Genomic DNA, 12,267 nt, shown 5'->3' with positions numbered 1-12,267 from the left:
ATTAACGTCTTGTTTTCTTGTCATCAGCAGCATGACCTTTATACGAACGTGTAGGTGCGAATTCACCTAGTTTGTGTCCGACCATGTCTTCTGAAACATATACTGGAACATGTTTACGACCATCGTAAACTGCAATTGTATGCCCGATAAACTCAGGGAAAATAGTTGAACGACGAGACCAAGTTTTAATAACCTTTTTCTCATTGTTTTCGTTCATAACTTCGACCTTCTTCATTAAATGATCATCGACAAAAGGTCCCTTTTTTAAACTACGGCCCATGAATAAACCTCCCTTCGTGATTGACCCACGGTTCGAATGAACCGTGAAACAACCCCGTTATTTTTTGCGACGACGTACAATGTACTTATCTGAAGCTTTGTTTTTCTTACGTGTTTTGTAACCAAGTGTTGGTTTACCCCAAGGAGACATTGGTGATTTACGTCCGATTGGAGCACGTCCTTCACCACCACCGTGTGGGTGATCGTTAGGGTTCATAACAGATCCACGAACAGTTGGGCGCTTACCTAACCAACGAGAACGACCTGCTTTACCAATGTTAACTAGTTCATGCTCATCGTTTCCTACAGAACCGATTGTTGCACGGCAAGTAGATAAGATATAACGAGTTTCACCTGATTTTAAACGAACTAATACATAATCTCCTTCTTTACCAAGAAGTTGGGCTTCTGCACCAGCAGAACGTACTAATTGTCCACCTTTACCAGGCTTCAATTCGATATTGTGGATAACTGTACCAACAGGGATATTAATTAAAGGAAGAGCGTTCCCTACTTTAATATCTGCAGTTGCACCTGACTCGATAGTCATTCCAACTTTTAATCCTTTTGGAGCGATGATGTAACGCTTTTCACCATCAGCGTAGTTGATTAGTGCAATGTTAGCTGTACGGTTTGGATCGTATTCGATCGTAGCAACGCGGCCTGGAATACCATCTTTGTTGCGTTTGAAATCGATAATACGATACTTACGTTTGTGTCCGCCACCTTGATGACGTACAGTTAATTTACCTTGATTATTACGACCGCCTTTATTGTGTAAAGGCGCTAATAGTGACTTTTCTGGTTTGTCAGTTGTGATTTCTGAAAAATCTAAAACTGACATTCCACGACGACCGGCACTGGTCGGTTTATACTTTTTAATCGCCATCTTGATTTCCCTCCTTATCTGTTAAACTTATACACCTTCAAAGAATTCTAATTCTTTGCTTTCTGGTGTTAATGTAACAATTGCTTTTTTGCGTTTTGCAGTATACCCTGCGTGACGACCGAAACGCTTGAATTTTCCTTTGTAGTTCATCGTAGCAACTTTCTGCACTTTCACTCCAAAGATCTCTTCAATTGCACTCTTAATTTCAGTTTTATTCGCGCGAGTGTCCACTTCAAACGTGTACTTCTTTTCAGACATTAGATCAGTTGAACGTTCTGTAATTACGGGGCGCTTAATGATATCACGAGCGTTTGACATTACGCTAGCACCTCCTCTACCTTTTCAACTGCACCTTTAGTAATGATTAACTTATCGTGCTTAAGAACATCAAGTACATTTACTCCTTCAGCAGAAACAAATGTTACACCTGGAATGTTACGAGCAGATAATGCTACAGCATCGTTGTAATCAGCAGTTACAATTAATGCTTTACGATCTACAGATAGGTTTGATAAGATCGAAATCATTTCTTTTGTTTTTGGTGCGTTTAATGCTAATTCCTCTAGAACAACAATCTCAGCAGCTTTTACCTTACTAGAAAGAGCTGACTTGATTGCTAAACGGCGTACTTTTTTAGGTAATTTATAACCGTAATCACGTGGTGTTGGACCAAATACTACTCCTCCACCTACCCATTGTGGTGAACGGATTGACCCTTGACGAGCGCGTCCAGTTCCCTTTTGGCGCCATGGCTTTCTTCCGCCGCCGCGTACTTCAGAACGTCCTTTTGTCTTATGAGTACCTTGACGTAAAGATGCTTGTTGCATGACTACTGCGTCATGTAGAACATGCTCATTTGGTTCGATACCAAATACTGCATCAGATAATTCAATATCCCCAACTTGTGAGCCGGATTGATTAAATAATGCTACTTTAGGCATGATGTGTCCTCCTTTCCATTAAACGTTAGTCGTTTTTAACCGCACTTTTAACAGTTACGTAGCTCTTTTTAGCACCAGGAACATTACCTTTTACTAAAAGAAGGTTACGATCTGTATCTACTTTAACGATTTCTAAATTCTGTACTGTAATTTGCTCTCCACCCATGCGTCCAGGTAAAGCTTTACCTTTAAATACTCGGTTTGGAGCTACAGGACCCATTGAACCAGGGCGACGGTGATAACGAGAACCGTGAGACATAGGACCACGAGATTGGTTGTGGCGCTTAATTGCACCTTGGAAACCTTTCCCTTTTGAAGTTCCTGTTACGTCTACTACGTCACCTGCGTTAAATGTGTCTGCCTTGACTTCTTGACCAACTTCAAACGCAGCAAGATCTACGTTACGAATTTCTTTCACGAAGCGCTTAGGTGCTGTGTTTGCTTTGTCAGCATGCCCTTTTTCAGGCTTAATCACACGGTTAGCTTTTTGATCATCATAACCTAATTGAATTGCTTCATAACCATCATTTTCAACAGTTTTCTTTTGAAGAACAACGTTCGGAGTAACTTCAATTACAGTTACAGGAATTACATCACCGTTTTCTGCAAACACTTGAGTCATACCGATTTTCTTCCCTAAGATTCCTTTGGTCATTAGTCACACCTCCTGTGTTTTCACTCAATTTATTTTTTTGCCATTATTTTATAGTTAAATTTACGAAATGTATTAATGAACTGCTCAAACTTTACATAAGTTAATATTAAAGTTTGATTTCGATATCAACGCCAGATGGCAGGTCTAATCTCATTAATGCATCAACAGTTTGTGGTGTTGGGTTAACAATATCGATTAAACGCTTATGCGTGCGCATTTCGAATTGCTCACGAGAATCTTTATACTTGTGTACCGCACGAAGGATTGTATACACACTCTTTTCAGTTGGAAGCGGGATCGGTCCAGAAACACTAGCCCCAGAACGCTTCGCTGTATCTACAATTTTCTCTGCCGATTGATCAAGGATTCTATGATCGTAAGCTTTAAGACGGATGCGAATTTTTTGTTTTGCCATTTAAGCCCCTCCTTTATCGTCCATTTTAATAAACAGACATACTCCGCGAAAATTTCCTCACACCCTGCCATGGCAATGGGGCCGGGTGTGTCAGCAACCTTTCGCATCATCGCTGTCACAGACCAACATTCAATATTATATATAACTTAACATCTAAATGCAAGTATATTTTTTTCTGTCGATCACACTTTTACTATTATATAGACTTATGCACTTAAATTCAAGTCAAGTAATCAAGTTTATATTTTCCATTATTATCAACCAAATATTTTGTATACCCGATATCAAAAAGTACTTTCTATTATATAGATCATTATTAATGAAAATATAGTTATACGGTTTCCTTCTATAAGTGACATTTTCTAAAACATACAAGCAGTTTTTTATAAGAAGTATATAAGGATCTAAATTGTATTGAATTCAAATATAGATGGTCTTCTATTTCAACCTATCCAGTAATATGCTTAGTATATATATGGACTAGCTCTCTTTTCAGGTAGAAACAAAAAAAGTCCCTCGATTATATCGAGGAACTTCTTATATCTTAATTACTCTTGGATTGAAGCTACAACGCCAGCTCCAACTGTACGTCCACCTTCACGGATTGAGAACTTTGTTCCTTCTTCAATCGCGATTGGTGAGATTAGTTCAACAGTCATTTCGATGTTGTCACCAGGCATAACCATTTCTACACCTTCAGGAAGGTTACAAATACCAGTTACATCAGTAGTACGGAAGTAGAACTGTGGACGGTAGTTTGTGAAGAATGGAGTGTGACGTCCACCCTCTTCTTTAGAAAGTACATAAACCTCAGCTTTGAACTTTGTGTGTGGAGTGATTGTACCTGGCTTAGCAAGTACTTGACCACGTTGGATGTCATCACGAGATACACCACGAAGAAGTGCACCAATGTTGTCACCAGCTTCAGCATAGTCAAGAAGCTTACGGAACATTTCTACTCCTGTTACTGTTGTTTTGCTAGACTCTTCAGCAAGACCGATGATTTCAATCTCTTCACCAACCTTAACTTGTCCACGCTCAACACGTCCAGTAGCAACTGTACCACGACCAGTGATTGAGAATACGTCCTCAACTGGCATCATGAATGGCTTTTCGTTGTCACGCTCTGGAGTTGGGATGTAAGAATCTACAGCATCCATTAGCTCATAGATTTTAGCTTCCCAAGCTTCGTCTCCTTCTAAAGCTTTAAGAGCAGAACCTTGGATAACTGGTACATCGTCACCAGGGAAGTCATACTCATTAAGAAGGTCACGAACTTCCATTTCTACTAACTCAAGTAACTCTTCGTCGTCAACCATGTCGCACTTGTTTAAGAATACAACGATGTAAGGAACACCTACTTGACGAGAAAGTAAGATGTGCTCACGAGTTTGTGGCATTGGACCATCAGCAGCAGATACTACTAAGATCGCACCATCCATTTGTGCAGCACCAGTGATCATGTTCTTAACGTAGTCAGCATGTCCTGGGCAGTCAACGTGTGCATAGTGACGTGTTTCAGTCTCATACTCAACGTGTGCAGTTGAAATTGTGATTCCACGCTCACGCTCTTCTGGAGCTCCATCGATTTGATCATATGCACGAGCTTCTGCTCCACCTTTTTTAGCTAAAGCAGTTGTAATAGCAGCTGTTAAAGTAGTTTTACCATGGTCAACGTGTCCGATTGTACCAATGTTAGCATGTGTTTTCGAACGGTCAAATTTAGCTTTTCCCATTTTACTTTTCCTCCCTTAAATACGTATCAATTATTATGGATAAGAAAGGTGAAATACCCATATATTATCACCTTTCTTAGCTTACAATAAACTCATTCAAGAAACAATAACTACTGAATATTATTGTCCAGTTTGTTTCTTAATGATTTCTTCAGAAACACTCTTTGGCACTTCTTCATAGTGATCAAAGTGCATTGTGTAGTTTCCACGTCCTTGTGTACGTGAACGTAGAGATGTAGCATATCCGAACATTTCAGCAAGTGGAACCATTGCACGAACTACTTGTGCATTCCCGCGAGCTTCCATACCTTCAACACGTCCACGACGAGCAGTAACATCACCCATGATATCACCCATATACTCTTCTGGAACTACTACTTCTACTTTCATCATTGGCTCTAAAATTGCTGGAGCACAATGTGATTTTGCGTTTTTAAGAGCCATAGAACCCGCAATCTTAAATGCCATCTCATTTGAGTCAACATCATGGTAAGAACCATCAAAGATTGTAGCTTTTAGATCTAATAGCGGATAACCTGCAAGCATACCGTTTTGTAACGCTTCCTCAATTCCATTTTGAACAGCCGGGATATATTCACGAGGAACTACACCACCAACAACTTTGTTTTCAAATTGGAATCCCGCACCTTCTTCAAGTGGTTCGAACTCAATCCAAACGTGTCCGTATTGTCCACGTCCACCTGACTGACGAACAAACTTACCTTCAACTTTAGCCGCTTTACGGATCGTTTCACGATAAGATACTTGAGGAGCACCAACGTTAGCTTCAACTTTGAATTCACGGCGCATACGGTCAACGATGATATCTAGGTGTAACTCACCCATACCAGCGATGATTGTTTGGCCAGTTTCTTCATCTGTATGTGTACGGAATGTTGGATCTTCTTCTGCAAGTTTAGCAAGAGCCATACCCATTTTATCTTGGTCAGCTTTTGACTTAGGCTCAACAGATAGTGAAATTACTGGTTCTGGGAACTCCATTGATTCAAGAATAACTTGATTCTTTTCATCACATAAAGTGTCACCAGTTGTTGTGTCTTTAAGACCAACTGCAGCAGCGATATCTCCAGCATATACTGTTGAAATCTCTTCACGACTGTTAGCGTGCATTTGAAGAATACGTCCAACACGTTCACGTTTACCTTTTGTTGAGTTAACAACGTAAGAACCTGAATCTAATGTTCCAGAATATACACGGAAGAACGTAAGCTTACCAACATAAGGGTCAGTCATAACTTTAAATGCTAGAGCAGAGAACGGACCTTCATCACTTGATTCACGAGTTGTTTCTTCCTCAGAATCCGGTAAAATACCTTTAATTGCCGGTACATCAAGCGGTGATGGTAAGTAATCTAGAACAGCATCTAACATTAATTGAACACCTTTGTTCTTGAATGCTGTACCACAAATAACTGGGAAGAAATTAACAGAACAAGTAGCAGTACGAATTCCTGCTTTTAATTCTTCAATCGTAATTTCTTCACCTTCTAAGTATTTCATCATTAACTCTTCGTCTTGTTCAGCAACAGCTTCTATTAACCTAGTACGGTACTCTTCCGCTTGAGCTTTATGCTCTTCTGGAATTTCACCTTCAGTAATTTCTGTTCCTAGGTCATTAGCATAGAATCTTGTTTTCATTTCTACTAAGTCAATAATTGCATGAAACTCGTCTTCAGCACCAATTGGTAACTGAATTGGATGCGCATTTGCACCTAAACGGTCATGCAATGTTTTTAATGAATATAGGAAGTCTGCACCAGTCTTGTCCATTTTGTTTACGAAAACAACACGTGGTACACCATAAGTAGTAGCTTGACGCCATACTGTTTCAGTTTGTGGTTCAACACCTGATTGTGCATCAAGTACTGCAACCGCTCCGTCTAACACACGTAAAGAACGTTCTACTTCTACAGTGAAGTCTACGTGACCTGGTGTATCAATAATGTTTACTCGGTGACCTTTCCATTGGGCAGTAGTAGCAGCTGAAGTGATTGTAATACCACGTTCTTGCTCCTGTGCCATCCAGTCCATTTGAGATGCACCTTCATGAGTTTCACCAATTTTATGAATACGACCAGTGTAGAATAAGATACGTTCTGTTGTTGTAGTTTTACCGGCATCAATGTGGGCCATGATGCCGATATTACGTGTATTCTTTAAGGAGAACTCTCTTGCCATAGTGTATTTCTCCTTTCAATCATTAAATGATTATTAGAATATTTTTTGTCTTTATTTTACCAACGATAGTGAGCGAACGCTTTGTTAGCTTCAGCCATCTTATGCGTGTCTTCACGTTTCTTAACTGATGCACCAGTGTTGTTTGCTGCATCAAGAATTTCGTTAGCTAAACGCTCTTCCATCGTTTTTTCTCCACGAAGACGAGCATAGTTTACTAACCAACGAAGTCCTAACGTCGTACGACGCTCAGGTTTAACTTCGATAGGTACCTGATAGTTAGCTCCACCTACACGGCGTGCTTTAACTTCAAGAACTGGCATGATATTTTTTAACGCTTGATCGAAAACTTCCATAGGGTCATTTCCGCTACGCTCTTTTACTAGTTCAAAAGCGTTATAAAGGATGCTTTCAGCAACACCCTTCTTACCGTCAACCATGATACGGTTGATAAGGCGAGTTACTAATTTTGAATTATAAAGAGGATCTGGTAAAACATCTCTCTTTGCTACTGGTCCTTTACGAGGCATTATTTCCCCTCCTTTCGTCTTGTAAACCTATTTTTTATTATTTCTTAGCTTCTTTTGGACGTTTTGTTCCATACTTAGAACGACCTTGCATACGGTTTTGAACTCCTGCTGTATCTAGAGCACCACGTACGATGTGATAACGTACCCCTGGTAAGTCTTTTACACGTCCACCACGAATTAGAACAACACTGTGCTCTTGTAAGTTGTGACCGATACCTGGAATGTAAGCAGTAACCTCAATTCCGTTCGTTAAACGTACACGAGCATATTTACGAAGAGCTGAGTTCGGCTTCTTCGGCGTCATTGTACCTACACGAGTACATACACCACGCTTTTGCGGTGAAGACTGGTTAGTTTGAGCTTTAATAAAGCTGTTGTAACCTTTGTTTAATGCAGGTGAGTCTGACTTCTTAACTTTCGCTTGACGTCCCTTACGGATAAGTTGATTAATAGTAGGCATTGTTTTTCCTCCTTTCTTTAAGAAATTGTAAGACCACTGATCCTGGTGGTTCTTTTTTAAACAAAAGTAAAGTTTTTGCCAAGCGATCGACATCGCGTTGGCAAAAACGTTATTACTTTGTCAGTGTTACAGTGGCAGCTCCAACATCAATTCCACAAACTTTTCCAAGTTTCTTCATAGAATCAACTGCTGTTATCGGTACGCCTTTTTTCTGAGCTAATAATTGCACCTTAGTAACAACTCTAGCATCAGCGTCATTGGCTATGATGACCTCTATTGCGTTCCCTTGTTCGAGAGCTTTGATCGTTTGTTTAGTACCTATGACAACATTTTCTGCCTGTGTCACTTTATCATAAGACATCTTTTAAATCCTCCAAAGCTACAGGGTTTCTCAGGCACACTACGATATAATATCACTCTCGAATTACGATGTCAACTCTGATTTAAAATTTATTCTTGTGTTGCAACTTCTTCCATCGGCTCTAATTGTTCTAGTTCCTCCTGCTTATCGTGTTCAGAAATGATTTTCAGGTTACGATAACGTGTCATTCCTGTTCCGGCTGGAACTAATTTACCAATAATTACATTTTCTTTAAGACCTAGTAACTCATCTCTCTTACCTTTAATAGCTGCATCAGTTAAAACTCTTGTTGTTTCTTGGAATGATGCTGCTGATAAGAATGATTCTGTTTCTAGTGACGCTTTGGTAATACCTAATAACACCGGACGGCCTGTTGCAGGACGATCACCTTCAAGGAGTACTTTTTCATTTTCATCATTAAATTGGTGAATATCAATAAGAGCACCTGGTAGTACGGCTGTTTCACCGTTATCAACGACTCTAATTTTTCTCAACATCTGACGAACCATTACTTCGACGTGTTTGTCACCAATCTCTACCCCTTGCATACGGTAAACTTTTTGAACCTCACGAAGCAAGTATTCTTGAACACCTTTTACACCTTTAACGTGTAAAAGTTCTTTAGGATCAATAGAACCTTCCGTAATACTTTGACCTGGAACTAGTGAATCTCCTTCAATTACCTTGATTCTTGCACCGTACGGGATCGCATAGTTTCTAGTTTCCATTTCACCTTGAACAACGACTTCACGTTTGTCTGAGCTATCATTTACTGAAACAACCGTTCCTTCAATCTCAGAGATAACAGCCTGACCTTTAGGATTCCGAGCTTCAAACAACTCTTGAATACGCGGAAGACCTTGAGTGATATCGTCCCCTGCTACCCCACCTGTATGGAAGGTACGCATCGTAAGCTGTGTTCCTGGCTCACCAATTGATTGTGCCGCAATGATACCGACTGCCTCACCAACTTCGACATCACTACCAGTAGCCAAGTTACGTCCATAACACTTTTTACAAACCCCATGTCGAGTATCACATGTAAATACGGAACGAATCGTAACCTTTTCCACTCCTGAATCAACGATCTGTTTCGCGATATCTTCGTCAATTAATTCGTTCTTATCAATAAGAGTTTCACCAGTCTCTGGATGACGAATAGATTGGAACGAGAAACGTCCTACAAGACGGTCATATAAATTCTCAATCACTTCTGTGCCCTCTTTAATTGCTTCAACAACAAGACCACGGTCTGTACCACAATCATCTTCTCGAACGATGACATCTTGCGCAACGTCAACAAGACGACGAGTCAGGTAACCTGAGTCTGCTGTTTTTAATGCTGTATCGGCTAGACCTTTACGAGCACCATGCGTAGAGATAAAGTACTCTAATACTGTTAAACCTTCACGGAAACTTGATTTAATCGGTAACTCAATAATACGACCAGACGGATTGGCCATTAGACCACGCATACCTGCTAACTGTGTAAAGTTAGATGCGTTACCACGGGCACCTGAGTCACTCATCATAAAGATTGGGTTCAGGTGATCTAAAGATTTCATTAGTTTTTCTTGAATGATATCTTTCGCTTCACTCCAAATTGAGATAACTCGATCGTATCTTTCTTCTTCTGTAATTAAACCACGACGGAACTGCTTAACTACTCTCTCTACCTTTTCTTCAGCCTTCGCTAAGATTTCTTTCTTCTCAGCTAATACAACGATGTCTGCAACACCTACTGTAATACCGGCTTTCGTTGAATATCTGAAACCAAGATCTTTCATACGGTCAAGCATTTTCGACGTCTCTGTAATTTTAAATTGTTTAAATACTTGAGCAATAATATTACCTAAGAAACCTTTTTTAAATGGTGCTACAATGTCACGCTCTGCAAAAACTTCTTTTACATTTGTTGTCATTGGTACCATGTATTTTTCAGGTAATGCTTCTTCTAAGTTCTTCCCAGTAGGTTCATTAACATACGGGAATGATTCTGGAAGAATTTCATTGAAGATAATCTTTCCAACCGTCGTCAATAGAAGCATATTGTATTGCTCTTCAGAAAACGTTGTTTTGTTTAGCGAAGCAACCGGAATCGCAATTCGGCTGTGTAAGTGAACATAGCCATTCTGATATGCAATTAACGCTTCGTTAGGATCTTTAAAGATAGACCCTTCACCTTTGGCACCAGCTCTTTCCAGTGTCAGGTAATAGTTTCCTAATACCATATCCTGTGAAGGCGTAACTACTGGTTTACCATCCTTAGGATTAAGAATGTTCTGAGCAGCTAGCATTAATATGCGTGCTTCAGCTTGTGCTTCAGCTGATAAAGGTACGTGAACCGCCATTTGGTCTCCATCAAAGTCTGCGTTATACGCTGTACAAACTAATGGATGAAGTTTAATCGCACGACCTTCAACTAGTGTCGGCTCAAACGCTTGAATACCTAATCTGTGTAGAGTAGGGGCACGGTTTAGAAGGACCGGATGCTCTCTAATAACCTCTTCTAGGACATCCCAAACTTCTGGTTGAATACGCTCAACTTTACGTTTGGCGCTTTTGATATTGTGTGCTAACCCTTTACTTACTAACTCTTTCATTACAAACGGCTTAAATAACTCTAGAGCCATCTCTTTCGGTAGTCCGCACTGAAACATTTTTAAGTTTGGTCCTACAACGATAACGGAACGACCTGAATAGTCAACACGTTTTCCTAAAAGGTTTTGACGAAAACGCCCTTGCTTTCCTTTTAGCATATGAGAAAGTGATTTTAATGGACGGTTCCCTGGTCCTGTAACAGGACGACCACGACGTCCGTTATCTATTAACGCATCTACAGCCTCTTGTAGCATACGTTTTTCATTTTGTACGATAATATTTGGAGCACCTAAGTCTAATAGACGCTTCAGACGGTTATTACGGTTGATTACACGACGATACAGATCGTTTAAATCTGAAGTAGCAAAACGACCACCATCCAACTGAACCATTGGACGTAATTCTGGTGGAATAACAGGAAGTACATCTAGGATCATCCAAGAAGGTTCATTCCCTGAATGTCTAAAAGCTTCAAGAACTTCAAGACGCTTAATAGCTCTCGTTCTGCGTTGACCTTGTGCAGTAGCAAGCTCTTCTTTAAGAATGTCTACTTCTTTATCAAGATCGATATCAGCAAGTAACTTCTTAATCGCTTCTGCTCCCATTTGCGCAGTGAAAGAACGTCCATATTTATCACGATATGTACGATATTCTTTCTCAGAAAGTAGTTGTTTTTTCTCTAATGGCGTATCGCCTGGTTCCGTAACAACATAAGAAGCAAAATAAATAACTTCTTCAAGTGAACGTGGAGACATGTCAAGGACAAGACCCATACGACTAGGGATGCCTTTAAAATACCATATATGAGAAACTGGTGCCGCTAATTCAATATGACCCATTCTCTCACGACGAACTTTAGCACGAGTAACTTCAACACCACATCGGTCACATACAACACCTTTGTAGCGTACACGCTTATATTTACCACAATGACATTCCCAGTCTTTTGTAGGACCGAAAATTCTTTCACAAAATAGGCCGTCTTTTTCAGGTTTGAGCGTACGATAGTTAATTGTCTCTGGTTTCTTTACTTCTCCACGTGACCAAGAGCGAATCTTGTTAGGTGAAGCGAGACCAATCTTCATAAACTCAAAATTATTTACATCTATCAAGGGGCCAACCTCCCTTTCCATCTTAAGGTTTTTAAGGTTGAAATGGTGAGGACAACTTAAATGATTGCGATAGTCTAAAAACACCACTACTT

Annotated in this window: 12 protein-coding genes; all 12 read right to left on the bottom strand. The window is 40.0% G+C overall.

From position 1 onward, the window contains the following. Position 1: 1 nt before the first annotated feature. Complete coding sequence (gene rpsS / locus N7Z68_RS20630) at positions 2-280, bottom strand: 30S ribosomal protein S19 (RefSeq protein ID WP_216831080.1); 279 nt, start codon at positions 278-280, stop codon at positions 2-4. A gap of 57 nt (positions 281-337) precedes the next feature. Next, positions 338-1,168 (bottom strand): 50S ribosomal protein L2, encoded by an 831-nt coding sequence (rplB, locus tag N7Z68_RS20625; protein ID WP_275120360.1) that lies wholly within the window; start codon positions 1,166-1,168, stop codon positions 338-340. Positions 1,169-1,195: 27 nt separating this feature from the next. After that, the gene (rplW, locus tag N7Z68_RS20620; RefSeq protein WP_275120359.1) at positions 1,196-1,486 is read right to left on the bottom strand and encodes a 50S ribosomal protein L23; all 291 of its coding nucleotides are present in this window, start codon (positions 1,484-1,486) and stop codon (positions 1,196-1,198) included. Beyond that, entirely contained in the window at positions 1,486-2,109 is a 624-nt protein-coding gene (rplD, locus tag N7Z68_RS20615) for a 50S ribosomal protein L4 (RefSeq protein ID WP_275120358.1), read from the bottom strand. The genes rplW and rplD overlap by 1 nt, the downstream gene beginning before the upstream one ends. A gap of 25 nt (positions 2,110-2,134) precedes the next feature. Further along, complete coding sequence (gene rplC / locus N7Z68_RS20610; RefSeq protein ID WP_275120357.1) at positions 2,135-2,764, bottom strand: 50S ribosomal protein L3; 630 nt, start codon at positions 2,762-2,764, stop codon at positions 2,135-2,137. A 106-nt stretch (positions 2,765-2,870) separates the two neighbouring features. Beyond that, complete coding sequence (gene rpsJ / locus N7Z68_RS20605) at positions 2,871-3,179, bottom strand: 30S ribosomal protein S10 (RefSeq protein ID WP_275120356.1); 309 nt, start codon at positions 3,177-3,179, stop codon at positions 2,871-2,873. A gap of 548 nt (positions 3,180-3,727) precedes the next feature. Next, positions 3,728-4,915 (bottom strand): elongation factor Tu, encoded by a 1,188-nt coding sequence (tuf, locus tag N7Z68_RS20600; RefSeq protein WP_275120355.1) that lies wholly within the window; start codon positions 4,913-4,915, stop codon positions 3,728-3,730. A 120-nt stretch (positions 4,916-5,035) separates the two neighbouring features. Beyond that, positions 5,036-7,114 carry an elongation factor G gene (gene fusA / locus N7Z68_RS20595; RefSeq protein ID WP_275120354.1) on the bottom strand — a complete coding sequence of 693 codons (2,079 nt, stop codon included), beginning with the start codon at positions 7,112-7,114 and terminating at the stop codon, positions 5,036-5,038. A 56-nt stretch (positions 7,115-7,170) separates the two neighbouring features. Then, positions 7,171-7,641 (bottom strand): 30S ribosomal protein S7, encoded by a 471-nt coding sequence (rpsG, locus tag N7Z68_RS20590; protein WP_216831087.1) that lies wholly within the window; start codon positions 7,639-7,641, stop codon positions 7,171-7,173. Between the two features lie 37 nt (positions 7,642-7,678). Beyond that, a complete protein-coding gene (gene rpsL, locus N7Z68_RS20585; protein ID WP_216831088.1) occupies positions 7,679-8,101 on the bottom strand; it encodes a 30S ribosomal protein S12 in 423 nt (140 codons plus the stop codon). A 112-nt stretch (positions 8,102-8,213) separates the two neighbouring features. Then, positions 8,214-8,462, bottom strand: coding sequence for a 50S ribosomal protein L7ae-like protein (locus N7Z68_RS20580; protein ID WP_275120353.1), 249 nt, complete (start codon positions 8,460-8,462; stop codon positions 8,214-8,216). Positions 8,463-8,551: 89 nt separating this feature from the next. Beyond that, positions 8,552-12,175, bottom strand: coding sequence for a DNA-directed RNA polymerase subunit beta' (gene rpoC / locus N7Z68_RS20575; RefSeq protein WP_275120352.1), 3,624 nt, complete (start codon positions 12,173-12,175; stop codon positions 8,552-8,554). Positions 12,176-12,267: the final 92 nt, after the last annotated feature.

It is taken from the genome of Alkalihalobacterium chitinilyticum (genome assembly GCF_029028005.1).
Classification (GTDB): Bacteria; Bacillota; Bacilli; order Bacillales; family Bacillaceae_F; genus Alkalihalobacterium; species Alkalihalobacterium chitinilyticum.
This window is presented reverse-complemented; position numbering and strand designations above follow the sequence as displayed.